The organism is Massilia sp. WG5 (assembly GCF_001412595.2).
In the GTDB taxonomy this organism is placed as follows: domain Bacteria; phylum Pseudomonadota; class Gammaproteobacteria; order Burkholderiales; family Burkholderiaceae_D; genus Telluria.
The window spans coordinates 4,754,451-4,777,964 of sequence record NZ_CP012640.2 but is presented as its reverse complement, the minus strand read 5'-3'; the positions used below and the strand labels follow the sequence as shown (position 1 = coordinate 4,777,964).

At 66.7% G+C, this 23,514-nt stretch carries 25 protein-coding genes; 15 read left to right on the top strand and 10 right to left on the bottom strand.

Going from position 1 to position 23,514, the window contains the following annotated elements; all coding sequences use genetic code 11:
• Positions 1 to 34 precede the first annotated feature (34 nt).
• Positions 35 to 676 carry a hypothetical protein gene (locus AM586_RS21350; protein ID WP_047824276.1) on the top strand — a complete coding sequence of 214 codons (642 nt, stop codon included), beginning with the start codon at positions 35 to 37 and terminating at the stop codon, positions 674 to 676.
• On the opposite strand, the gene AM586_RS21345 is transcribed toward AM586_RS21350, so the two are convergent.
• The gene (locus AM586_RS21345; protein WP_052233413.1) at positions 657 to 2,711 is read right to left on the bottom strand and encodes an ATP-binding protein; all 2,055 of its coding nucleotides are present in this window, start codon (positions 2,709 to 2,711) and stop codon (positions 657 to 659) included. The two genes, AM586_RS21350 and AM586_RS21345, sit on opposite strands and share 20 nt — an antisense overlap.
• A 154-nt stretch (positions 2,712 to 2,865) precedes the next feature.
• Here AM586_RS21345 and AM586_RS21340 point away from each other — a divergent pair, with 154 nt between their 5' ends.
• Entirely contained in the window at positions 2,866 to 3,300 is a 435-nt protein-coding gene (locus AM586_RS21340; RefSeq protein WP_162600570.1) for a response regulator, read from the top strand.
• 24 nt (positions 3,301 to 3,324) lie between these two features.
• Here AM586_RS21340 and AM586_RS21335 read toward each other — a convergent pair whose 3' ends face one another.
• Complete coding sequence (locus AM586_RS21335; protein WP_229411097.1) at positions 3,325 to 5,883, bottom strand: family 20 glycosylhydrolase; 2,559 nt, start codon at positions 5,881 to 5,883, stop codon at positions 3,325 to 3,327.
• A gap of 13 nt (positions 5,884 to 5,896) precedes the next feature.
• Positions 5,897 to 7,189, bottom strand: a complete 1,293-nt coding sequence (locus tag AM586_RS21330; RefSeq protein ID WP_047824280.1) for a sugar MFS transporter — start codon at positions 7,187 to 7,189, stop codon at positions 5,897 to 5,899.
• Positions 7,190 to 7,377: 188 nt separating this feature from the next.
• Between AM586_RS21330 and AM586_RS21325 the strand changes: the two genes are divergently transcribed.
• Genes AM586_RS21325 through arsH form a run of 4 tightly spaced genes read left to right on the top strand, consistent with a single transcriptional unit; the run spans position 7,378 to position 9,679 of the window.
• Positions 7,378 to 7,716: a helix-turn-helix transcriptional regulator gene (locus tag AM586_RS21325; protein WP_047824282.1), complete on the top strand. Its 339-nt coding sequence runs from the start codon at positions 7,378 to 7,380 to the stop codon at positions 7,714 to 7,716.
• 37 nt (positions 7,717 to 7,753) lie between these two features.
• Positions 7,754 to 8,233: an arsenate reductase ArsC gene (locus tag AM586_RS21320; protein WP_047824284.1), complete on the top strand. Its 480-nt coding sequence runs from the start codon at positions 7,754 to 7,756 to the stop codon at positions 8,231 to 8,233.
• A complete protein-coding gene (locus AM586_RS21315) occupies positions 8,230 to 8,967 on the top strand; it encodes an MIP/aquaporin family protein (protein WP_082439430.1) in 738 nt (245 codons plus the stop codon). The genes AM586_RS21320 and AM586_RS21315 overlap by 4 nt, the downstream gene beginning before the upstream one ends.
• A 4-nt stretch (positions 8,968 to 8,971) precedes the next feature.
• Entirely contained in the window at positions 8,972 to 9,679 is a 708-nt protein-coding gene (arsH, locus tag AM586_RS21310) for an arsenical resistance protein ArsH (RefSeq protein WP_047824725.1), read from the top strand.
• A gap of 116 nt (positions 9,680 to 9,795) precedes the next feature.
• On the opposite strand, the gene AM586_RS28295 is transcribed toward arsH, so the two are convergent.
• Positions 9,796 to 10,221 carry a hypothetical protein gene (locus tag AM586_RS28295; RefSeq protein WP_047824286.1) on the bottom strand — a complete coding sequence of 142 codons (426 nt, stop codon included), beginning with the start codon at positions 10,219 to 10,221 and terminating at the stop codon, positions 9,796 to 9,798.
• A gap of 249 nt (positions 10,222 to 10,470) precedes the next feature.
• Here AM586_RS28295 and AM586_RS21305 point away from each other — a divergent pair, with 249 nt between their 5' ends.
• On the top strand, positions 10,471 to 11,757 hold the full coding sequence (locus AM586_RS21305; RefSeq protein WP_052233415.1) for a bifunctional diguanylate cyclase/phosphodiesterase: 1,287 nt from the start codon (positions 10,471 to 10,473) through the stop codon (positions 11,755 to 11,757).
• Between the two features lie 122 nt (positions 11,758 to 11,879).
• Positions 11,880 to 12,278, top strand: coding sequence for a hypothetical protein (locus tag AM586_RS21300; protein ID WP_047824288.1), 399 nt, complete (start codon positions 11,880 to 11,882; stop codon positions 12,276 to 12,278).
• Positions 12,279 to 12,308: 30 nt separating this feature from the next.
• Here AM586_RS21300 and AM586_RS21295 read toward each other — a convergent pair whose 3' ends face one another.
• Positions 12,309 to 12,722 (bottom strand): cupin domain-containing protein, encoded by a 414-nt coding sequence (locus tag AM586_RS21295; RefSeq protein ID WP_047824290.1) that lies wholly within the window; start codon positions 12,720 to 12,722, stop codon positions 12,309 to 12,311.
• A gap of 305 nt (positions 12,723 to 13,027) precedes the next feature.
• Here AM586_RS21295 and AM586_RS21290 point away from each other — a divergent pair, with 305 nt between their 5' ends.
• From AM586_RS21290 to AM586_RS21270, 5 genes are all read left to right on the top strand, one after another.
• Positions 13,028 to 14,041 (top strand): LysR family transcriptional regulator, encoded by a 1,014-nt coding sequence (locus AM586_RS21290; protein WP_229411098.1) that lies wholly within the window; start codon positions 13,028 to 13,030, stop codon positions 14,039 to 14,041.
• Positions 14,034 to 14,861 (top strand): DMT family transporter, encoded by an 828-nt coding sequence (locus tag AM586_RS21285; protein WP_047824292.1) that lies wholly within the window; start codon positions 14,034 to 14,036, stop codon positions 14,859 to 14,861. The genes AM586_RS21290 and AM586_RS21285 overlap by 8 nt, the downstream gene beginning before the upstream one ends.
• Before the next feature lie 145 nt (positions 14,862 to 15,006).
• The gene (locus AM586_RS21280; protein WP_047824293.1) at positions 15,007 to 15,486 is read left to right on the top strand and encodes a carboxymuconolactone decarboxylase family protein; all 480 of its coding nucleotides are present in this window, start codon (positions 15,007 to 15,009) and stop codon (positions 15,484 to 15,486) included.
• A gap of 10 nt (positions 15,487 to 15,496) precedes the next feature.
• Complete coding sequence (locus AM586_RS21275) at positions 15,497 to 16,246, top strand: SDR family oxidoreductase (protein WP_047824295.1); 750 nt, start codon at positions 15,497 to 15,499, stop codon at positions 16,244 to 16,246.
• 15 nt (positions 16,247 to 16,261) lie between these two features.
• Positions 16,262 to 16,759 (top strand): Ohr family peroxiredoxin, encoded by a 498-nt coding sequence (locus AM586_RS21270; protein WP_047824297.1) that lies wholly within the window; start codon positions 16,262 to 16,264, stop codon positions 16,757 to 16,759.
• 9 nt (positions 16,760 to 16,768) lie between these two features.
• On the opposite strand, the gene AM586_RS21265 is transcribed toward AM586_RS21270, so the two are convergent.
• Genes AM586_RS21265 through AM586_RS21255 form a run of 3 tightly spaced genes read right to left on the bottom strand, consistent with a single transcriptional unit; the run spans position 16,769 to position 19,846 of the window.
• The gene (locus AM586_RS21265) at positions 16,769 to 17,767 is read right to left on the bottom strand and encodes a GlxA family transcriptional regulator (protein ID WP_047824299.1); all 999 of its coding nucleotides are present in this window, start codon (positions 17,765 to 17,767) and stop codon (positions 16,769 to 16,771) included.
• 54 nt (positions 17,768 to 17,821) lie between these two features.
• Positions 17,822 to 18,616 carry a hypothetical protein gene (locus AM586_RS21260; protein ID WP_156328142.1) on the bottom strand — a complete coding sequence of 265 codons (795 nt, stop codon included), beginning with the start codon at positions 18,614 to 18,616 and terminating at the stop codon, positions 17,822 to 17,824.
• 3 nt (positions 18,617 to 18,619) lie between these two features.
• Positions 18,620 to 19,846, bottom strand: coding sequence for a hypothetical protein (locus AM586_RS21255; RefSeq protein ID WP_047824304.1), 1,227 nt, complete (start codon positions 19,844 to 19,846; stop codon positions 18,620 to 18,622).
• Between the two features lie 428 nt (positions 19,847 to 20,274).
• On the opposite strand from AM586_RS21255, the gene AM586_RS21250 reads away from it, so the two are divergent.
• Positions 20,275 to 20,685 (top strand): MerR family transcriptional regulator, encoded by a 411-nt coding sequence (locus AM586_RS21250; RefSeq protein ID WP_047824305.1) that lies wholly within the window; start codon positions 20,275 to 20,277, stop codon positions 20,683 to 20,685.
• A complete protein-coding gene (locus AM586_RS21245) occupies positions 20,655 to 21,407 on the top strand; it encodes an SDR family NAD(P)-dependent oxidoreductase (protein ID WP_047824307.1) in 753 nt (250 codons plus the stop codon). The genes AM586_RS21250 and AM586_RS21245 overlap by 31 nt, the downstream gene beginning before the upstream one ends.
• 123 nt (positions 21,408 to 21,530) lie before the next feature.
• Here the strand turns inward: AM586_RS21245 and AM586_RS21240 are convergent, their stop codons facing one another.
• The gene (locus AM586_RS21240) at positions 21,531 to 22,592 is read right to left on the bottom strand and encodes a porin (protein ID WP_229411099.1); all 1,062 of its coding nucleotides are present in this window, start codon (positions 22,590 to 22,592) and stop codon (positions 21,531 to 21,533) included.
• Between the two features lie 226 nt (positions 22,593 to 22,818).
• Positions 22,819 to 23,511 (bottom strand): RraA family protein, encoded by a 693-nt coding sequence (locus AM586_RS21235; protein WP_047824309.1) that lies wholly within the window; start codon positions 23,509 to 23,511, stop codon positions 22,819 to 22,821.
• Positions 23,512 to 23,514 lie beyond the last annotated feature (3 nt).

Genomic DNA, 23,514 nt, shown 5'->3' with positions numbered 1-23,514 from the left:
TTGCTTGTTAAATGGAATCTTTCTGGAGACACATATGTTGCGCAAGATTCTCTGCCTGGCCGCCACCGCCCTCTTTGCCCACGCCGCTTCGGCGGACGTCGTCTACACCTGGCAGCAGGTGACTCACTCGCCTTCGGTACCGGACGGCCTGCAGCTCGAACTCGTATTCACCGATGCAGCCGTGGCCCGGGGCGCGCTCGACCTGGCGGTCGAGAACCGGTGCATGTACGGGTTTTGCGAACTGCAGCAGGACAGCCTGCTGTCGCTGCGTTACTGGTATGCCGGCGCCGACGGCCGGGCGGAATGGAATCTGATCGATTACCGCTACGGCGACGAGACCCGGTGGGGCTTGCAGCGCATGTCGATGACGCTGCAATTCCTGGCGGACGGCCGCTTGAGCGGCGCCCTCGACGTCAACGACGGCGCCTCGGATTTCAGCATGGCGAGCGACGGCGCCGTCTTCACCCTGCTGGCGGCGCACAGCGACGAGGCCGAAGGCTGCGGCTTCGCGCATCCGTCCTGCGCGGGCGAGCGCGGCGAGCTGCGCAGCGTCGCGGGCCTGCCGCCGGGCCAGGAGCTGCCGGAACCGGCCGGCCTGGCCACGCTGGCGATCGGCGGACTGGCGGGCTGGTTCGCACGCCGCCGCAGGGCATCCATCAAGCAGACGACGCGATAATCGCGATCAGGGCGTCCAGTTCGACCGGCTTGGTCAGGTGGGCGTCGAAGCCGGCCGCTTCGGAGCGCGCACGGTCTTCCTGCGTGCCCCAGCCGGTCACCGCGACCAGCCTGGCCTGCGCCAGCGCCGGGGTGGCGCGCAGCCGCCGCGCGACCTCGTAGCCGTTCAGGCCCGGCATCCCGATGTCGAGGAAGGCGACGTCGGGCAGGAAGCCGGCGGCCGTTTCCAGCGCCGCCAGGCCGTCGGCGGCCACTTCGACGCGGTGTCCCTCGAGTTCGAGGATCTCGCGCAGCAGCTCGACCGCATCGGTATTGTCGTCCGCCAGCAGGATCCGCAGCGGACGCCGGGTTGCGCCGGCCGGGGTATCGGCATGCTGGCCGTCCGCGCTCGCCGCAGCCTGCGCCAGCGGCAACTCGATCACGAAGCTGCTGCCCTGCCCCGGCCCCGCGCTCTCGGCGCGCACGCTGCCGCCGTGCAGCTCGGTCAACTGCTTGACCAGGTGCAGGCCGATGCCCAGGCCGCCCTGTTCCTGTTCCGGATGGCGTCCGACCTGGGTGAACATGTCGAAGATGTTCGGCAGGGCCTCGGCCGGGATCCCGATGCCGTCGTCGCGCACGACGATGCGCGCCCGGCCCTGCTCGCGGCGCGCCTCGAGCACGATGGCGCCGCCTTCGAGCGTATACTTGGCGGCGTTCGACAGCAGGTTGCCGACCACCTGCGCCAGCCGGGTCGCGTCCGCATGCACCGGCATCGGCTCGTCGGCGATGTCGATGCGGAACACATGGCGCCGGGCTTCGATGCCCGGCAGGGTCATCTCCGCCGCGCGCTGCAGCACGTCCCGGAGCGGCATGTCCGCCATCTTGAGCTCGACCTTGCCGCTGCTGATGCGGGCCACGTCGAGCAGGTCGTCGACCAGGTGCACCAGATGGTTGACCTGGCGTTCCATCATCGGCCTGACCCTGGCCAGCACGCTGGGCTTGTCGGCGCCGATGCGCAGCAGGTCGAGACCGGTGCGCACCGGCGCCAGCGGATTGCGCAGCTCGTGCGCCAGGGTGGCCAGGAATTCGGACTGGCGGCGGTTCGCGGCCGCCAGGTCGTCGGCCAGGCGCTGCAGCGCGTCGCTGCCTGCCTTTTCCTCGGTGATGTCGCGCAGGAAGACCGCGACCTGGCCGCTGTCCGGCTCGCCGACGCGGGCGGCGTACACGTCCAGCCAGCGGCCCAGGCTGGCGCTGTGCTGCTCCACGCGCACCGGCAGTCCGGTCCTGGCCACGCGTCCGTAGATGCGCGACCAGCGCACGTCGTGTTCAGGGATCAGCTCGCGGATGGTGCATCCGACCGCGTCCCTCAGGCCGGTATGCCTGACGAAGGCCGGGTTCACTTCGAGGATGCGGTAGTTCCAGGGCTCGCCGTTGGCGTCGTCGATCATCTCGATGACGCAGAAGCCGACGTCGATCGAATTGAGCACGGTGCGGTAGCGCTGCTCGCCGCGCAGGCGCGCCGATTCGCTGGAACGCAGGCGGCGCTCGATCCCGGCCTGGCGCTGCAGCTCGAACTGCGCCATCACCTGCTCGGCCAGGGTCTGCAGGGCGAAGCGCTGGCTGGCGCTCAGGCCGTGCGGGCGGGGGCGCCGGTCGAGCACGCACAGGGTGCCCAGCGGTATGCCTTCGGGGGTGGTCAGCAGCGCCCCGGCGTAGAAGCGCAGGCCGGAGGCGGCAGTGACCAGCGGATTGCAGGCGAAGCGCGGATCCTGGGTGGCGTCGGGCACCACCATCGTGCCCTCGCCCAGCAATGCGTACTTGCAGATCGAATCGTCGAGCGGCATCTCGCGCACGCCCAGGCCGATCTCGGACTTGAACCACTGGCGCCGCGCATCGATGAGGTTGACCGCCGCGATCGGCGCTTCCAGCAGCTCGGACGCCAGCCGCACCAGGTCGTCGATGCATTTTTCCGTCGGCGTGTCGAGGACGCCATAGCGCTCGAGCGCCGCCAGGCGTTCCTCTTCAGTCCATTTCTTGACGGCCTGGTCTCGCATCATGACAGGACTGCATTATGTTCTCGTAAAAACAGGACTTTAGCACAGCACCATGGCGCCACGATGCGCACGCAATTGAATGGATGAGAATAATTGTTACAACTTTGCGCTTGAACTAGCACGAGCCGTCGTCATCCACTTGATAGGAGGATTGACAATGAGAAGCGCACTGCTCGTAGAACATGACCCTGTGGCTTGCAGCGAGATTTCTACCCTGCTGAAGTCGCTCGGCTATATCGTGGCCACCACGGACAACCCGCGCGCAGCCCTGAACACTGCCCAGACGGTACGCTTCGACCTGGTCCTCACCTACACCACCTTCAACGCCGACGACCGCCGCTCCTTCATCGGCGAAATCACGCGGCTGCTCCCGCAGGCGCCGGTGATCCTGCTGCTCGACGAGCAAAGCCAGGCTCCCCACTACCATGCGCGCCTCAGCACGGTGCTGACCAAGCCGGTCACGCTGCGCTCGCTGCGCCGGGTGATCGAATTCGGCATCGACGGCAACGGCGCGATGCCGTCCCAGGCGACGCACGCGAGCTCGCAGCGCGAGCGGCGGCGGCAGGGGCAGCGCCGCATGCAGCCGCGCTGAGCGGGTGCGGCCGGCGGCCAGCCCTTAGCGGCGGTCGATACTGGCCACCAGTCCGCGCCTGCCATTGCGGTCGAAAGCCGCGACCCTGATCATTCCACGCTCTCCAATCGGTCCCGTCACCGCCTGGCTGGCGGCAGTCGGCTCGCTGCCGTCGCTGGTGTAGCGCAGCGTCATGCCGGGCAGGACGTGGTTGACCAGGACCTGCTCGCCGTCCAGCATCAGGCCGGGCGGCGCGATGCGGTAGGCCAGGTCCGGCCGCTCCAGGTCGAGGCGCGGCAGCACCCGCTGGCCCAGCGCATTCACGAAACCGGACCAGGCCTTGCGGTGCAGCGCCGCCGCCCTGAGCGGGTCCTGCTCGGTGGCCCAGGCCGGATCGGGCGCCCAGGCCCGCTCCGCCACCGCCAGCAGGCGCGGCATCACCAGGTAGTCGATGCGTGCCGGGTCGCGGACGGTTTCGCTGAACAGCGTCGCTTCCAGGCCGCGCACGCGGCGCTTGCCGTAGTCGGTCAGGCCATCCTTGCCGATACGCTCGGCCGCGCCGGCGTTCTTCAGCATGTCGAAGGGGATGAAGTCGTACACCTTGTCGAGTTCGATGTAGTCGTTCCAGTTCACGCCCGGCTCTTCCGGATTCGGGTTGTAGGACATGTCCATGTACATGCTGCCGACCGGCGCCAGCACGATGTCGTAGCCGGCGTTGGCGAGGCGGTAGGCGAAGTCCTCGGCGCCGCGGGTGTTGTTCCAGACCCAGGCCTGGAAGCCGCGCCGGGTGAAGCGCGGATTCGGGATCAGCAGCGAACGGCCGGCCAGGCGTGTCTTGCGCGCGGCCAGTTCTTCCCAACCCGATGCCGTCAAGCCGTGCCTGCGCAGGATGTCGTCGACGCGCTCGTAAAAATAGTCCCACAGGTCGGCGCTGCTCTCCAGCCCTTCCCTGCGCATGCGCGCGAGGCTGGCTGGCGAGCGCTCCCAGGCGCCGTCCGGCAGCTCGTCGCCGCCCATGTGGATGGTCCGCAGCGGCACGCCGGCCTCCCGGTGCAGCGCCGCGACCTGCGCGACCACGTGCTCGATGAAAGTGAAGGTCGAATCGAGGCCGGGGTTGATGACGTTGTCGGTGAAGTACTGCGCCGAGCTGTAGCTCGACCGGTCAGCGAAGTCGTTCAGCAGGTACTTGTCCGCATCCTTGCGCCCCGCCGCCTTGAGCCGGCGGTAGCGCGCCTCCATCGCCTGCACGGCGGCGCGCGAGTGGCCGGGCATCTCGATTTCCGGGATCACCGTGATGTGGCGCGCCGCCGCATGGCGCAGGATCTCGATGTAGTCTGCGCGGCTGAAGTAGCCGCTACCGCTGGGGTCACGCGGATCCGGACCGGAACCGTAGGCCGGCTGCAGGCGCAGGCCCGGTGTCGCGCTGTGCCCGCGCACCGCGCCGATGGCGGTCAGCTCCGGCAGGCCGGCGATCTCCAGGCGCCAGCCTTCGTCGTCGGTCAGGTGGAAGTGGAAGGTGTTGAGCTTGTAGCGCGCCATCAGGTCGAGCCACTTGAACACCGTCTGCTTGCCGTGGAAATTGCGGGCCACATCGAGCTGGAAGCCGCGGTAGGCGAAGCGCGGGGCATCGACGATGCTCGCCTCGTCCAGGGCCGGCTCGCTTGCGCCGGGCAGCGGCAGCAGCTCGCGCAGGGTCTGCAGGCCGTAGGCGACGCCGGCCGCGCTGTTGCCGACGATGTCGATGCCGCGGTCGGCACGGATGCGCAGGCTGTAGGCTTCGGGCGAGGCCTGGCCCGGCACCTTGCCGATGCCGAGCTTGAGCAGCGGGCCGCCTGCCGGCAGGGCCGACGGGAACAGCGAACGCGCCAGCGCCGCTTCGTTCTGCAGTGCAGCCGGTGCCTGCACGGTCGGCCGCGCCGCCAGCACTAGCCGGCCGGCGCCGGACCTCAGTTGCAGCGGCGTCGGCAGCACCGGCGGCAGCTCGGCGGCGGGCAGCAGGTCGGCGCGCGTGTTGGCGCGATAGGTGTCCAGCGGCGTGACCACCGGCCTGGCGCCGCTGCTACCGCGGTCCAGCTGTTCGGGGCGCGTGACCGGCAGCAGCGCGAAGTCCTGGATCGCCACGCCGATGTCGGGCGCGGCATCGTAGACCAGGTAGGGGCCGATCGGCGCCTTGGCCAGCTTGATGACCAGGCCCGGGTAATAGTAGACGATGTCCAGCGTCTGGCCCGGCGCGACGCCGGCGAAGCGCGGCCCCGGGCGCAGGCGGAAAAGGTCGCCGGCCACCTGGTCCAGGACCAGGCCGCTGGCCAGTTCGCCGAATTCCGGACGGCCCACGCAATTGAAGTACAGCGACCAGCCCTGCGCCGGCAAAGGCTGGCTGTCGTGGTTGCCGAGGATCAGGCGCGCTTGCGAGCGCCCGTGCGGCGCCTGCGCGCTGAACAGATTGCGCTGCAGTTCCCAGCGCAGCTGCAGTTTGCTTGCGCTGGCGACGCCCTGCGGAGCCGCTTCGTGTTTCAGCGCGGCGGGCGCCTGCGCGACCGCAGGCGCGACCGGCGCGAACAGCGCGGCGACCAGGGCCAGCGCCGTCAGGGGAACATGCTTCAAGCGTCTCTCCGGTTCAGCGCCAGCGGCGGATCTTGTGTCCGCTGGCGGCATACCAGAGGATCAGCGCATAGCAAGGCAGCAGCAGCCAGTAGGCGCTGCGCGGCGTGACGATGTCCGACAGGTGGCCGTACAGCAGCGGCAGCAGCGCCCCGCCGGCGATCGCCATCACCAGCACGGCCGAGCCGCTGGCGGTGTATTTGCCCAGTCCCTGCAAGGCCAGCGGCCAGATCGCCGGCCACACCATCGCGTTCGCGAGGCCGAGCAGCGCCAGGCACATCACGGTGTTTGGCACCAGCGGCGCGCCGCTCCAGCCCAGCAGCATCTGCGCCAGGCCGGTGTCGGCGGTCGAACCGAGTGTCACGCCGACCGTCAGCAAGACCCCGGCGAGTCCCGACAGCACCAGTGCGCGCTGCTGCGACAGGAAGCGCGGGATCGCCGCCACCCCGACCAGGTAGCCGATCACCATGCTGACCATGGTGTAGGAGGTCAGCACGCCGAAGTTGCCGACCTTCAGTTCGTGGCCGTACAGGCCGATGGTGTCGCCGGCGATGACTTCCACGCCGACATACGCGAACAGCGCCAGCGCACCCAGCACCAGCTGCGGGAACTGCAGCACCGAGGTGGCGTCGACGCGCGCGTCCGCGCCATCGGCGTCCAGCGGGATCTCGCGCAGCCTCGAGAAGTGGATGAAGACCATGATCGCGAACAGCACCGCCGCCATGCAGGCGTACGGGAACACCAGGCGCTGCGCCAGCACGGCCTGGGACGCCGTGTCGATATCCTTCAGCATCAGCCTGGTGAAGACGAGCGGCACGACGATGCCGGCGCCCTTGTTGAACAGGCCCATGATACTGATGCGCATGGCGGCACTGTCGCGCGGGCCGAGGCAGACGATGTAGGGATTGATGGCAGTCTGCATCAGCGTCATGCCGGTGGCCAGCGTGAACAGCGCGGCCAGGAACAGGCCGTAACGGGTGCTCTGCGCCGCCGGGATGAACAGCAGCGCACCGAGGCCCATGATGCCCAGGCCCAGCGTCATCCCCTTCTTGTAGCCGGTCCGTTTGAGCACCGCCGCCGACGGCAGGGCCATGACGGTGTAGGCAATGTAGAAGGCGAAGGTGACCCACAGGGCCTGGAAGTTGTTCAGCCCGCAGACGATCTTCAGGAAGGGAATCAAGGAACCGTTCAGCCAGGTGACGAAGCCGAGGATGAAGAACAGCAGGCCGACGAAGAGCATGCCGACGATGACCTCGCGGCGGGCGCCGGTGGCAGGCTGCTGTTGGGGCGGATTGGCACTGAGTTCCATGCTGCGGCACCTCGGGATTAGCGATGTGTCATGCTAGCAGTGGGTTTTTGGCAAGTCCATCAATGCGCTCCCTGAGGGGGCTTGTTTAGTAAAAGTGCGCTGAAAGCCGGCATTGGTCGCCAGGCTGCTTGAGGATGCGTCGACATTTCGACTATACTGGAAATATCGAATTACCGAACGGAGCACGCATGGACAACAAGGATGCGGTGGTCGCGCTGGCCGCCCTCGCCCAGGAATCGCGGCTGGCGACATTCCGGCTGCTGGTCCAGGCCGGTCCAGCCGGACTCGCCGCCAGCAGGATCGCGGAAGCGCTCGGCGTGCCCTCGTCGTCGCTGTCCTTCCACCTCAAGGAGCTGACGAACGCGAACCTCATCGTGCCGCGCCAGGACGGGCGCTTCATCATCTATGCCGCGCAGTTCGACAGGATGGAGGCCTTGCTTGGCTTCCTTACGGAGAACTGCTGCGGCGGCAGCCCCTGCGCGCCGGCATGCGCCCGGGCCTGCGAAGCAGCCAGCTGCGTCTCCTGAGCCGCCCAAGCCATCCTCACTTCAACCGAGACCCGACGTGAACGTACTTTTCCTCTGCACCGGCAACTCCTGCCGCTCGCTCATCAGCGAAGCCGTCTTCAAGCACCTGGCCCCGGCCGGCTGGCACGCCATCAGCGCCGGCAGCCAGCCCACCGGCAAGCTCAACGACAAGGCGCTCGCCCTGCTGGCCAGCAAGGGCATCTCCACCGAAGGCTACTACAGCAAGTCCTGGGACGCGCTGCCGGTGACGCCAGACATCGTGGTGACGGTCTGCGCCAGCGCCGCCGGCGAGACCTGCCCGGCCTATCTCGGCCCGGTACTGCGCACGCACTGGGGCGTGGAAGATCCGAGCCACGTGATCGGCTCCAGGGAAGAGATCGACGCCGCCTTCGAGACGGCCTACGCGATCCTGCGGGCGCGCATCGAGGCCTTCCTGGCCCTGCCCCTCGACGCGCTGAAAGATGACAAGGCGCGCCTGAAGGCGGAGCTGGACCGCATCGGAGAACTCGCAGCATGACTTTTGCCAGACGAATCGTCGCCGAAGGCCTCGGCACGGCGCTCCTGCTGGCCGTGGTCGTCGGATCGGGCATCATGGCCGAGCGGCTGGCCGGCGGCAACGTGGCCATCGCCCTGCTGGCCAACGCGATTGCGACCGGCGCCGGCCTGGTGGCCCTGATCCTGATGTTCGGGACCATCTCGGGCGCGCACTTCAATCCGGTCGTCACGCTGTCGGAAGCGTGGCAGAAGAACATGCCGGCTGCCGAGGTGGTACCGTACATCGCCGTGCAGGTCGCCGGCGCCTTCGCGGGCGTGGCCGCCGCGCACCTGATGTTCGACGTCCCGGTGTTCGTCGCGTCGGAACACGTGCGCACCGGCGCCGCGCAATGGTGGAGCGAATTCGTCGCCACCTTCGGCCTGGTCGCCGTCATTATCGGCTGCTCGCGCAGCCGGCCCGGCGTGACGCCGTTCGCGGTCGCCGCGTACATCACGGCCGCCTACTGGTTCACGTCGTCGACCTCGTTCGCCAACCCCGCGGTGACCCTCGCGCGCAGCGCCACTGACACCTTCGCCGGCATCCGCCCCGCCGATGCATTCGGCTTCATCGTGGCGCAGCTGCTGGGCGCCGCCACCGCGACGCCGCTGTTCTGCTGGCTGTACCCGACGGCGCACCGCGAAGCCTCGGTGGCCGGCACGGTGGCGCGCAGCGACTTTACCGACACCGAACACGCCCCGGAGATCAAGCATGGATGAGCCGATGTCAAACCTCCCCAACATCAAGCCAGCGCTGCTGGACCTGCCTACCCTCGGCAAGCTGGAACCCAGCGCTGACATGGACCATCCGCCGCGCATCCTGCTGCTGTACGGCTCCTTGCGCGAACGCTCCTTCAGCCGCTTCCTGACCTGGGAAGCGGCGCGCATCCTCGAGCATTTCGGCGCCGACGTGAAGATCTTCGACCCGACCGAGCTGCCCATGGTCGGCAGCGTACCCGAGACCCACCCGAAGGTGGTCGAACTGCGCGAGCTGTGCCTGTGGTCGGAAGGCCAGGTATGGTGCAGCCCGGAGCGCCACGGCGCGATCACGGCCGTGATGAAGAACCAGATCGACTGGATTCCGCTCGAGCAGGGCGCGATCCGCCCGAGCCAGGGCCGCACGCTGGCGGTGATGCAGGTCTGCGGCGGCTCGCAATCGTTCAACGTGGTGAACACCCTGCGCCTGCTGGGACGCTGGATGCGCATGGTCACGATCCCGAACCAGTCCTCGGTGCCGATGGCCTACAAGGAGTTCGACGACGCCGGGCGCATGCGTCCCTCCGCCTACTACGACCGCGTGGTCGACGTGATGGAAGAGCTGTTCAAGTTCACCCTGCTGCTGCGCGGCCGCACCGATTACCTGAACGACCGCTACAGCGAGCGTAACGAGCGGGCGCGCAAGGCGATCGACCGGCAGATCGAGAAGCTGTAGGGGGCGGCTGGGCTGGATTCGATTTTGTGGGTCGGCTGTATCCCTTCACCGGACGGCTGCTGTCACCGATGATTGCAGCGCCGGCGATGAGCCTAAGTTCAGTTTCCGCGGCGCCGTCATTGACACTGCTGCCGCAACATTTCCATATGCCGCTGGCGCATTTCCGGTGACATGGCCCGCATGTTCTGGTCCATCATCGCTTGCCGCGCCTGTTCGGTCGGGGCATCACGCATGCTCCGGTACATTGCGCACATCGCATCCTTGTCCATATGCTGCATGCCGCAGCCAGCCTGGCTTCCCGTCGTGTTTCCACCCATCATCCCGCAGCCACCCTGGCTGCCTGTCATCGCGCCGCTTCCCATTCCGCCCTGCGCAGCGGATCCGCCGGGCGATGCGGGCGCCGCCATGTCTTCCGATTGCGCCGGGTGATGACGGGCGTGATGCTGGTCCTGGTCGGCCGCTGGCGTGGCGCAGGCGACCAGGCCGGCCGTCACTGCCAGACCCGCGAGGATGCGGAATGAATGGATAGTCTTGCTCAGCATGGTCGTGCTCCTTTCGATGGCTTATTCGTTCGCAGGGACGCGTATGTACAATGCATTTGTCATGCCGGGGATGTCAAGCAGTTAGTGCCTGGGCGGCCCGGCCAGCGCCTGTAGGAAGGTCTAGTGGTGTACCGTCACCGCCAGATCGGCGGGCACGTCAGCATTCGGGCCGGCAGTCCGCACCGGACCGGATACGTCTATACTGGGTTCGATTGCTCAGGATCCAAATCGCTTCGGAAGGTCGACATCATGTCCATCCCAGCCGACACATGCCCCGGCTTCGTTTCCCGTCCCGAATTCGATGAGCTGGCGCCGCAGAGACTGGCACTGGGCCAACCCGCGGCTTTTTGCATCGTCAACCTGGTCCACTTTCGCAACATCAATTTCGCTTTGGGCCACATGATCGGCGATGCCTTCCTGGCCGAGGTAGAGGCTCGCCTTGCGCTCCTGTTGCCGCCCGGCGGACTGGCAGCACGGGTCGGCTCGCGTTTCCCGGTCCTGCTGCCCAACCACGACCGCGCCCGGGCACTCGCTTTTGCCGAGGCCTTGCGGGCCGCATTCGAGAAACCCTTACAGGCCCAGGGCTTCGGCTGCGAGCTCAGCGTCCACCTCGGCATTGCCTTGGGCCCCGGAGACGGCGACAATTACCGGGCCCTGCTTCGCAAGGCGGACATCGCCTTGTCTCAGACGCTGGACATGGGCACCGCGGTAGGCGTCTACGATCCGCAGCGGGACCCGCATACCCCCGCGCGCCTGGCCCTGTTCACCGAGCTGCGCGGCGCGATCGGCCGCGGCGAGCTGCAGTTGTACTGCCAGCCCAAGGTCGACATGCGCCGCGGGGCGCTGGCCGGGGCCGAATCCCTGGTGCGCTGGCACCATCCTCAGCGTGGCGTCATCCTCCCGGGCGACTTCGTGCCCCTGATCGAGAACACCGACCTGACGATGCTGCTGACCGAGCACATGTTGCGCGCCAGTGCGCAGCAGAGCGCCGCCTGGGCCGCGCAGGGGCTCGACATCCCGCTTGCGGTCAACCTGTCCAGCCGCGACGTGTCGACCTTGCGCCTGTCGCGGATCCTGCCCCTCATCCTGAAAACCGAAGGCGTGAACAGCGCCGCGCTCGGCCTGGAAGTGACCGAGAGCGCCCTGCTGCACAACCCCCAGGACAGCATCGCCGAGCTGGAACGCCTGCGTGCACTCGGCTTCGAACTCTACGTCGACGACTTCGGCACCGGGTTTTCGTCCCTGTCCTACCTGGCCGACCTGCCGGTCCAGGTGCTGAAGATCGACCATGGCTTCACCAGCCGCATGCTGCACGACCGGCGCTCGGCAAGCATCGTGCGCGCCACCATCGGCCTGGCCCATGAACTCGGGTTGACCGTCGTGGCCGAAGGAACGGCCGACCGCCCGATCTGGGATGCGCTGTACGAGCTCAAGTGCGATATTGCCCAGGGCTATTTCGTGGCCAGGCCCTTCCCAGCGTCCCGGATGCGAGACTGGCTGCGCGCCTCGCCCTACGCACCGCGTCGCCCGTCCTGAAGTACTCCGCCATCCAGGCGCGATTGGTGCGCAGTAGGCACTACCGTGCGGCTCGCGGCGGGCCTAGTGGGGCAAGCAGCCGGTGCATACACTGCTCCCGATCGCGAAGAGAAGGAGAAGACATGGAGCTCAAGGCCATCGCGGCGTCCGGGAATGAAGACGACGCCAAAGAAAAGATAGGCATTGCGCGGATTCGGCTCAGGTTGCCGGTGTGCGGCGTGACGGCCGTGGTGTCGGGTTTCCTCGAGGCCGATCGCGCGCTCACGGCGTGGAAGCAGGCATCACGTCCGGTCCACGCATGCGAATACACCATCCAGTTCACGGACGGCGCTTCGCTTCGCGGCAGGTTTTTTTCCGCCTCGAAGAAGGCGAATCCGCCGTCGCTATGGCGCGTTGTCCAGATGCCGCTCGGGATGACGAAAGCGGCAGCCGGCTATCGCGTCGACCATGCCCTGGTCGATCGCCAGGGCAAGGCCCTGGCCACCGGCCTGCTGAAGCAGTACTCGCTCGAGAAGTCGTGAGCCTGTTCCCGCGTGAGCTCGGCCAGGCCATCACGGCTTGACGGGAATGACGGCTGGTTTGCCCTTGTCCTTCAACAGGAAGACCAGGAACTTTGCGGGCTTTGTCTTGCTGGCGTTGCGTCCGACTGTGTGCACGTCGTGCGGGCCTTCATAGAAAGTCTGGCCGGGTGTCAGCGTCTGCTCCTTGCCGCCCTTGACCGCCATGACGATCGATCCTTCAAGAACGTAGACGAAGCCATGGGCGTCATGGCGATGGAGGGGGTCGACCGCGCCTGGAGGGAAGTCGACGGTCAGCATCAGCACCTCCTTGCCGGGATAGTCTTCCAGCGCCTTGTTCATGAGGGCGGTGACGGCCGGGCCGGGCGCCGCGGCATGCGCCTGCGCGCCGGCGGCAACCAGCGTGGAGAGGAGAAGCGGACGAAGGTGCCTGGAGATGGAAGACATGATGAGATCCTTTACGAATTTGTCCCAGTACAGCTGAGAACCGGCTGCGGGATCCGCAGCGCCTTCCAGTCTAGAGATGCGAACGCCTGCGAGATAGCCATCCGGAGGGACGCACTTTGGTGCAGGAAAAGCACCAATCCGCAGCTTGCACCGCCTGGCTCCCGCGGCCTGGCAGGAAAAACAGGATTTTTGTCATTGCCGGCGATGTGAATACGCACCTACTATTTGCTCGCGCTATTTATGAATGCAGGAAGTCGTGCCCTACCGTCTGATTCCCCTTTCCGCTACATCCATGGAAGCCAGCCATGGGTGACATGCCCCTGCCCATGAGGATGGCCGGCGACCAGAGTGACGCCCTGGCCTCGAGCTTTGCCACGACCTATGCGGGGGTGGTCGCGTTCATCGCAGTCGTGCACGAAGGCAGTTTTGCCCGGGCCGCCGAACGGCTGGGCGTCGGCCGCTCGGCAGTCAGCCGCAGCGTACAGAAGCTCGAAACCCAGCTGGATACCCGGCTGTTCCTGCGAACGACGCGCAGCACCACCCTCACCGCGGAGGGAGAGGTGTTTTTCGAGAACTGCCGGCCCGGCGTCGAACGGATCATGCAATCGGTCGAAGAAATGCATGACCTGCGCACCGGTACGCCGCGCGGCAGCCTGCGCATCTCGGCAACGGTCGGCTTCGGCCGCAAGGTGGTCGCGCCCCTGTTGAAAGAATTCCATGCGCGTTATCCCGACATCACGCTCGACCTGACGCTCGACGACCGCCCGACCGATTTCACCTCCGACCGCATCGATGTCGCCTTCCGCAATGGACGCATGGACGATGGCCAGATCGTCGCCAAGAAGCTGGTTCCGATGCAGATGCTGGTCTGCGCCTCGCCGGAGTATGCACGCCGCCACGGCTTGCCGCGCACGCCTGGCGAGCTTGCCGCCCATCCCTGCATCAACTTCCGCTTCGCCTCCGGCCGCGTGTTCGAATGGGAGTTCAAGGTCGACGGCCTGGTCCAGAAGCACCTGCCCAAGGGCTGGCTCTGCTTCAACGACGCCGACCTGGTGCTGCAGGCGGTCCTGGATGGAGAAGGCATCGCCCAGATGGCCGGCTACCAGATCTGCGAGCACCTGCGCTCCGGGCGCCTCCTGCCCGCCCTGGCGCAGCACGCGCCCGACGATCGCGGGCATTACCTCTGCTACCTCAGCCGACATCACATGCCGATGCGCATGCGTGTCTTCATCGACTACATGACGGACCGCATCCGCGCGCTCGACCTGCACTGCCTCGACGCCCTGCTGGCGACCAAGGCAGGGGAAACGCATGAGTAAGAACGCATGGATCTGTGCGCTCGGCGCGATCCTGTTGTGGGCGCTGTTCGCGACGCTGGTGCGCTACGCCGGCACTGCGCCGCCGCTGCTGCTGACGGGAATCGCGCTGTGCTGCGGCAGTTTCGCTTCGGCGCACAAGTGGCGCGAATGGCGCGTGGCGGCGCCGGTGTTCGGCTTCGGCGTGGCGAGCCTGTTCATTTACCACGCTTGCCTGGTGGCGGCATTTCGCCTGGCGCCGATCGCCGAGGCGAACTTGCTCAACTACCTGTGGCCGCTGCTCATCGTCGTGCTGGCCGCATATGGCCCGATGGGAAACGGGCTGCTGCCGCGCCAGCTCACCGGCTGCGTGATCGGATTCGCCGGCTGCGCGCTGGTCATCGCCCCATCGCCATCCGGCATGTCGGCCGCCCATATCGCGGGGTATGCACTAGCGCTCCTTGCCGCGCTCTGCTGGGCCGTGTATTCGGTTGCGCCTGCCTACCTCGCCGCGTATTCGTCCTGGGCGACGGGAGGCTTTTGCCTGGGCGCCGGCATGCTCGCACTCGGCGCGCACCTCCTGTTCGAAGCGCCCTACCGTCCCTCGGCGACGGAGCTGGCAGGCATGGCCGCGATCGGCATCGGGCCGCTCGGGCTGTCGTTCGTCCTGTGGGACCGCGCCATGCGGTCGGGCAATGCTTCCACGATCGGTTCCCTGTCCTACCTGACGCCGGTGCTCTCGACGCTGTCGCTCGCCGTCAACGGGGCGTTCGATGGCGCAGCGGCCTGGCGGCTGGCGCCCGCCCTGCTCCTCGTGGCGGCGGGCGTACGCCTCGCCCGATGAGGCCCGGATTGGTGCGTTTCGCGCACCGGCATGCGGCCCGCCGGGGGCCTACCGCCCGGCACCCATGCTGCCTACACTGGTTTTACTGCGAGGCGCCGGCAACGCGCCGCACGCCTCCGCAGTGTCCAACTCAAGGAGATTCATCATGACGCAGCGTATCGATTACATCAAACAGGCCCCGAACCTCTTCAAGAAGTTCGTCGAGTTCAATACTCTCATTCACGATGGCGCCATCGAAGAAAACATCTGTGACCTCGTCGCCATCCGCGCCTCGCAAATGAATGGCTGCGGCTTTTGCCTCGACATGCACGTCAAGCAGGCCGTCATCCATGGCGAGCGTCCGCTGCGCCTGCATCACCTGGCGGCCTGGCGCGAGTCGACCCTGTTCAGTCCGCGCGAACGCGCAGCGCTCGCCTGGACCGAAGCGCTGACGGTGCTGTCGCCGCAAGGGGTGCCGGACGAAGTGTACGAGCGGGTCCGCACCCAGCTGTCGGAGACGGAGCTGACCGACCTGACCTATGAAATCATGGCCATCAACGCGTGGAACCGCGTGAACGTGGCGTTCAAGGTGGTGCCGGGCTCCTTCGACAAGGCATGGGGCCTCGACAAGGCCGAACTGTCCTGAGGAGGTCGCCATGAAAATCGTCGTCATCGGCGGTAGCGGCCTGATCGGCAGCCAACTGGTGGAGATCCTGCGCCAGCGTGGCCACGAAGCGGTCGCGGCATCGCCCAAGTCCGGCGTCAACACACTCACGGGAGAGGGCCTGGACCAGGTCCTGTCGGACGCCGCGGCCGTCGTCGATGTCGCCAATTCGCCGTCGTTCGCCGACGGCGCGGTGATGGAGTTTTTCTCCGTCTCCGGGCGCAACCTGCTGGCAGCCGCCGCCCGGGCGGGCGTCGGACACCATGTCGCCCTGTCGGTCGTCGGCACCGACCGGCTTGCCGAGAGTGGCTACTTCCGCGCCAAGATCGCCCAGGAAAAGCTCATCCGGGAGTCGGGCCTGCCCTACAGCATCGTCCACTCGACCCAGTTCTTCGAATTCCTGGGCGCCATCGCAGCCTCGGGGACCGGCGGGGATGCGATTACGCTGTCGCCGGCCTACGTGCAGCCGATCTGTTCCGTGGACGTGGCCATCGCCCTGGCCGACATCACGCTGGGCGCGCCGGCCAACGGGATCGTCGAGATAGCCGGGCCCGAGCGGTTCCGCCTGACGGACCTGGTGCGGACCTACCTGGCGGCACGGAGGGATCCGCGCACCGTGCACGCCGACGACGGCGCCCGGTATTTCGGCGCCAGGCTGGACGAGGATACGCTTGTCCCGCACGGCAAGGCCAGGCTGGGCGGCGTCAAGCTGCAGGACTGGCTGCAAGCGCAGGCCCGGTAGCGCGAAAGGCAATCGATGAAGCAGGTCATTTGGCCGTCGATTGCCCTGTCCGCCGGGTCGGGCGCCGACGGCGGCTTGTACGCCGCGTCGGTCTCGGTGACCGGCGGACCGTCCGGACACGGCCGCATCTCGGGCCTTGTCCGGTCCGCCGACGGCGCACTGGAGCTCGAGCTTCGCATGCCCCCCGAACTAGGCGGGATCGGGGGCGGCACCAATCCCGAACAACTCTTCGCGGCAGGCTACGCGGCATGCTTCCACGGTTCGCTGATGCTGCTGGCGGCGCACCGCGGCCTCGCTGCGAACGGCACCGAAGTCGCGGTGACGGTGAGTTTCGGCCGCGATCCGACCGACGGCCTGTTCATGCTGGCGTCGCACGTGCGGGTGCGCATGCCGGACCTTCCCCGCATCGCTGCCGCGGAACTGGTCCGCGACGCCGAACGCGTCTGTCCTTATACCAAGATGGCGCGCCAAGGCATCGAAAGCATCGTCACGCTGGTCGAGCACGGAGACTGAGAGCCAGGATCAGGCCGGCGGCGCCTCGGCGATGCGGCGGCGGTAGTCCGATGGCGTCACGCCGAGGTGACGCAGGAAGGTGGTGCGCATCCGGTCCTCGTCCCCGAAACCGCAGCGCAGTGCGATCTGGGCGAGATTGCTTTCCGATTGCTCCAGCATCCGCCGCGCCGACTCCACCCTGAACAGCTCGAGCGCCTTGCCCGGCGTGTGGCCTGTCCTGGCCTTGTAGACCCTGGAAAAATTTCGGGCGCTCATGCGTGCGCGTTCCGCTAGCAGTTCGACGCGAAGGTCGGCATCGTGCAGGTTATCGAGGATCCAGGCGTGCAGTTCGTCGAAGCCGGCGCTCTCCCGGGACTGCGCCCGCAGCAGTTCGCTGTGCTGCGACTGCCCGCCGGGCCGCTTCATGAACACGACGAGGTCGCGCGCGAGGTCCATGGCGACAGCCCTCCCGCAATCCTCCTCCACCAGCGCCAGCGCCAGGTCGATGCCCGCGGTGACGCCGGCCGAGGTCCAGACCGTATCCTGGCGGACGAAGATGGCGTCGCGATCGACGTCCAGCGATGGATAACGCTGCTGCAGCAGATCCGACACCCCCCAGTGCGTCGCAGCGCGCCGCCCCTGCAGCAGCCCGGCCTGGGCCAGCAGGAAGGCGCCCGTGCACACCGAGGCCGTCCGCCGCGCGCGCGCCGATGCCTCCCGGATCCAGTCGACCGTGGCATCCAGCTCATCCAGGATCTCGACGATTCTGGATGCGCCGGGAACGACGATGGTGTCGATGGCACGCTCCGCGAACATGGAAAATGGCAGCGTGTCGATCGCGACGCCCTCTTCCGTGCGCACAAGCCCGCCATTCAGGCTTACCGTATGCCGCTCGTAAGGCAGCAGTCCGCGCCCGGCCGTATGCCGCTGCGCGGCCCAGAACACCGTCTGCGGGCCGGTCAGGTCGAGCAGCCCCACTTCGGGAAACGTCACGAACAGGATGAGCGGAGCCTGGCGGATGAGGTGCATGGCGGAAGTAGCAAGCGGAAGAACGAGCCGATCTTACCGCTTGCCACCGGGAAGTCAAGGATCCTGCCGGCGCCGGCGCGCTGCTGCGCCAGCCGGCGCTTCGACGATGAAAGAGCGGACCTGGTCGGCAGCCGCCGGCACGCCGCCGGGTGCTGTCTCGAAGTGGCCGTTGACGCGGTTGCCGGCTGCATCTTCCATGAGCCCCCGCACCACCAGCCGGTAACGGCCTGGCCGCCAGGGCTGCGCCGGTGTGAAGGCCCACCGGGTTTCGCCGATGCCCAGCGCCGCCTGGCCGCGGAGCCGTCGCCCGTCGGCATCCGCAACCGCGATGAAGTCGGCGTCGCGGCCGTCGATCGCGCCATCCAGCATCACGACCAGCGCGTGGCGGGTGCCGGCGCCGACCGGCGCGACGCGCCAGGCCCGCACGACGGGCCCCACGGTATCCGCCGCATCGATCCGCCACCGGTGCAGCGGGTGGCTATCGAGCGTCAGCGTCACCGTGTGCCCGGTCCGGAGGATCGGCCCCAGCGCTTCGTGCGCGCGCAGGCCGCTCTTGACGCGGCCCGGATGCAGCAGCACTGTCAGGACCCTGCCGTCCGGCGACCACAGCTCCTGTGGCAGGAATGGCCCCTCGATGACGCTGCCGCCGCCATCGATGAGCGCCAGCCGGGACAACACGCCGCCTTCGACCGGCGCGGCGAATTCCAGCGAGATGCGCAACAGGTTGGCCGGCACGTGGTCGGCCGACGGCCGCACCTGATGCACCGGTGCCGGCTGCGCATGGACGCCGTACAGCACGGCGGCCAGCAACGCGGCAGCCGCGCCCTGGCGCCATCGGTATCGGCCCATGTCCTACTCGTTCGGCTTGATCAGTTCGGGGACGCCTTCCTGCCGCAGCAGGATGTCCTGGCGCGGCTTGATGTTGCGCTGCTGCCAGGAATCGCCCTTGAAGCTGTAGTCCTTGAACGCGTATTCCGACACGTGGTCGGTCATGCGGAAACTCAGGTCCTTGCCGAGGCTGACCAGCTGGAGCGCGTCAGTTTCGAGCCGGCGGCGCACGAGGACGAAGGACTGGTCGTCGAGGTTGTCGATGCGCATGGCGCCGGCGAGCGGCGCCTGCTGGACGTCGAGCCCGGCAATCTGCCCGAACGGCACCACCTGCTCGATACCCGGGCGGGCATTTGCCACGCGCAGTTCTGACATGGGAATGAGGTTCGATACACGATTGAAATTCACCAGCATCACATATTCCTCGGGCTTGCCCTTGGTCGTCATGGTGTACGTGATCATGTCGGCCGGCGTGTTGCCATAGCCGAGCTCAGCGATCGTCTTGCCGCGCACATGGGCGCCATCCTGCAGGGCGTCGAGGGGAATCAGCACCAGCGGGGTGCAGGTATAGGCGGCGACGAGGTAGGGTTTGCCGTCCAGCCGGGCAAAGCTCATGGCCCGCACCGGGGCGCGCGTTTCCATCATGTTATGTCCGCCATGGAAGATCTCGACCGAACTCACCGACTGCTTCCCGGCGAACGGATAGCGCAGGCGCCGGAGCGTGGACGAGAACGCCTGGTTCGATAATCCGGCCACGAACAGTTCGCCCTCGCGCCACTTCATGTCGGTCACGGTGAAGCTGCGCTCCGGTGTCTCCTTCCAGAACCTGTCCTTGCCCGCCGGCGCATCATTCAGGAGCACCGAAGTGGATCGTGCCGCCTTCAGGTCGACGCGCCTGGCCTTGCCGTCGCTGGTCACCGCGAACAGCGACGGCGTCCGGGCCGCGCCGGTGCTCACAGCAACATAGACTTCACCGGTGCCGGGGCGCACTGCCATGTCCTGCACCGTTATCCTGGCGCCGCCGAGCTGGCGCGACAGCAGCGATTCCAGGTCCAGGATATTGAAGCTCCCGGCCGGCTTGTGCGACGCAGGCGGCAGCTCGATCGCGTGAACCCGCGCCGCCTTCCAGTCGGCGACGAACAGCACGTTGCCGGGGCCGGCTTCGAGCCGGGAGATCGACTGCACGTCGGCGGCGCTGGCAGCGGCGCCGATGCTCAACAGCGATGCGAGGGAGAGAATGGAATGACGCATGAGGACTCCTATTGGCGGATGAAGCCGGACACTGCGCGGGCCCGGTACTGTCCCCATCTTAGGTAGCGCCCCGGAAGCGCACTAGCCCTTGCCCGGGCAGCAGCATGGTGCGCAGGCGGCACCAATCCGCTGTCTTCAATCGAAACGTCGCCGGGTCGCCAGCCGCCCGGCGGCGCAGCGGCCGGCAGGGACAGGATGGCCAAGGCGCCATGCGCCGGGAACGAAATGTGCGCCATTCGCTTTCTGCATGTCCCGGACCGCGCGGAGATGCTGTAATAACGCTTGGAGAATCCCGATGCAGAGAAACGGCTTGCCTGGTCCCCTCGGCAAGGAAGCGCAGGTCCGCGCAAACGGGCGATGGACGCTTTCGGATTGCTTGACATTGCCACTAGTGGCAATGCCTGAGAATGAATTGTCGGAGGTTATGTATGCGAATTGGTCAACTGGCACGTGCGGCGAGCATCAGCCCGCGTCTGTTGCGGCACTATGAGGCGCAGGGGCTGATCCAATCTCGGCGCCTGGAAAACGGCTACCGGTATTACACGCCGGATACCGTCGAGCAGGTCCGCTGGATCCGGGACCTGCTTGAATGCGGCTTCAGCACCCGCCAGATCCAGGGTTTCATTCATTGCTTCGGTCAGGAGCACTTCGACGCTGAACAGTGCGCCGCAGGGCTAGCGCAGCACCGCGAGAAATTACGCGAGCTCGACGAACTGGTCGCCGTGCTCACCGAGCGACGGCGCCGGCTGGTCGAGCGCATGGAGCACCTGTTCGGCCTCAACACTTCTTCATCGACCGGGAACGAGCTATGCAACAATTTAACGGAAAAGTCATCTTAATCACGGGTGGGGGCGCAGGCATCGGCCGCGCGGCGGCGCATCAATTTGCCGCACTGGGAGCGCGCGTCGTGGTCACTGGACGGCGTGAGGCGCCGCTGAAGGCGCTGGCGGCGGAACAGGCCGGCATCGATTACGTGGTGGCGGACGCCGCTTCGGCCGACGATGCCGCAATGACGGTCCAGTCCGTCGTCGGGAGATGGGGACGCCTCGACGCATTGGTCAACAACGCGGGCGGCGGCGCCATCCTTCCGCTGGCCGACGCGGACGCCGGCCGCGTTCGTGACATCTTTGCCATCAACGTCATCGGCCCGTCGCTGCTGGCGCGCGCGGCCCTGCCGCACCTGAAGGCGTCGCGTGGCGCGATTGTCAACATCTCGAGCACCTTCGGCCACAAGGCGGCTCCCGCGCTGTCTCATTACGCCGCCAGCAAGGCCGCGCTCGAACACATGACGCGCTGCTGGGCGCTGGAACTGGCCGCCGATGGCATCCGCGTCAATGCCGTGGCCGCCGGCCCGACCGAAACGGATTTCCTCACCGAACGGATGCATTTGAACGCAGAGCAGGTGGCGCAGGTCAAGGACCAGGAACGCAGTCGCATTCCGCTGGGCCGGCGAGGCGAGCCTAAAGACGTGGCGCCATGGATTCTGGCCCTTGCCAGCTCCGATGCGGTGTGGGTGACTGGTCAGGTCGTCACCGTAGACGGCGGCCTGGACGTAAGCTGACTTCATTCCCGGCAGGACCTGATCGGGATGGGAATCCTTTCATGACAGCCAATACACTTCTTTGATGATAGAAGCTTACCGATCGACGTCATCCTGCAGGTGAGGCCGATCGGATCGACATATTTAGAAAGTGTGGCGGAAGCCGAGGTTGTAAGCAGTGTTGCCGGTACCTGATTCACTATTATTGAGCACGGTATAGCCAGCACCGTTCTCGTTGCTGACATGCCCGTACGCGGCGTACAAACCTGTGTGCCTGGACAATGAATACAGATAGCCGATGCCCCACGCAGCCGCATCCTGGTCGAACTTCGTCTTGTCGTTCAGACGCTGGATCGAGGCCATCAGCATGCCGTTGCCGAGCGGTGCGGACAGCCCCAGCAAGAACACATTGCTGTCGATTGTCGGGCTTGCCTTTACCGCATACGCGTTAGGGTTCGGCACCGGGTGCGAGTTAAAGCCCTTGTCGACCTCATAGCCGAAGTACAGCTTGACCACCTTGAAGTCATAGTTCGCTGCAAGCAGCGTGTTGTGACCAAGGTCATGGCTGACGGCAGCAGGCGCTCCCGCAACATCCGAGTTCTTTGCGTTATAGGCCAGGCGTACGACCAAAGGCCCATACGCATAGCCGACCGCTCCGCCGTATTGGCGCCCCGCCGAGAACGCGCCCTGCTCGCCCATGCTATAGGCCAGCGCGACGTCGACGCCGCTGACCTTCGGCGAAGTATAGGTCACGGTATTGCTGGTGCGGGCGTTGGTGCCTGCATCCGGGAAGAGATTCTTGGACGTGCCCGCGTAGCCAGTGCCGAACGGATCCGCCACGCTCGCCAAGGTGAGGTGCCACGGCGTGTACTGACGTCCCAGCGCGACTGAACCGGCACCGGTCTTTAGGCCGACGAATGCCTGGCGGTTGAAGATGGTGTTGGCGGCATCGAGTTCGCCGGTGTCGATCCTGGTGCCGGTTTCGAGGGTGAAGAATGCGGTCATGCCGTCGCCGAGGCTCTCCACGCCCTTGAAGCCGATGCGCGAGGCCAGGCCGGCGCCGCTGGTGATCTTGGTGACATGCCCGGCCGCGCCGCCGCTTTCGCCGACCAGCGCGGCGTCCGTGATACCGTAAATCGTGACGTTGGACTGTGCTTGGGCAGCTCCTGCGGCGAGTCCCAGCATGAGGATTGCGATCTTCTTCAAAACGTGTCTCCTGTTGTTGTGCTGTGGTTTGGTTGAGGCTTTTGAACAGCAGTGCCAGACGTGACGAGTCCTCGTCCGAGGGACGACACGATCGGTCTGTGGATTTACTGGAGCGAAGCGGCGCCGCTATTCGGTCGGGATGCCGCTCTCGCGCGTGCCGGTCATGCCAGCGTCAGCCTGGGAATGGGCGGACGTGGCATGCCATCGCGCGTGCAGCCTGCCCGGTTCAGAGCAGCGTTTCTTCTTTGCCGAGCACGCCTGCGGAGCGCAGCGCGTCGTCGAGCCATGGCGAGACCAGCATGCCTTCTTCGATTTCCTTGAGACGTTGGGCTTCCGCCTTCAGTTTCTGGTGCGCGCCCTGCAGCACTGCCGGCACGTCCTTGCGCGGAATCACGACCACGCCGTCGCAGTCCGCCACCACCAGGTCGCCGGGCTCCACCGCCACGTCGCCGATGGCGATCGTGGTGCCGATGCGTCCGTCCAGGCCTTTGGTCGGCCCCGCGGAGTTGCGACCGGCGGCGAAGATCGGCAGCGGTCCCTTGCTCAGCGTGTCGGTGTCGCGAATCGCACCATCCATGACGAAGCCGCCGATCCCGGCCGCGACTGCCTGGGAGGCCATCAGTTCGCCCGCCAGCGCACTCGACTCGTAGCCTTTGCCATCGACGACGATGATGTCGCCAGGCTTTGCCAATGCCAGCGCAACGTGGAACAGCAGGTTGTCGCCAGGACGGACTTCTACCGGGAAGGCGGGGCCGGCCAGTTTCATGCTTGGCGACAGGCCCTGGATACGTGCGTTCAGGGCGCCACGGCGGCCTGCAACGTCGCAGAGCACGGCGGACTGGAACTGGCGGGCCTCCTCGATCAGGTCAGGCGAGACGCGCTCGAACTCTGCGGCATTATCAAATTTCTTGGTTTTCACATC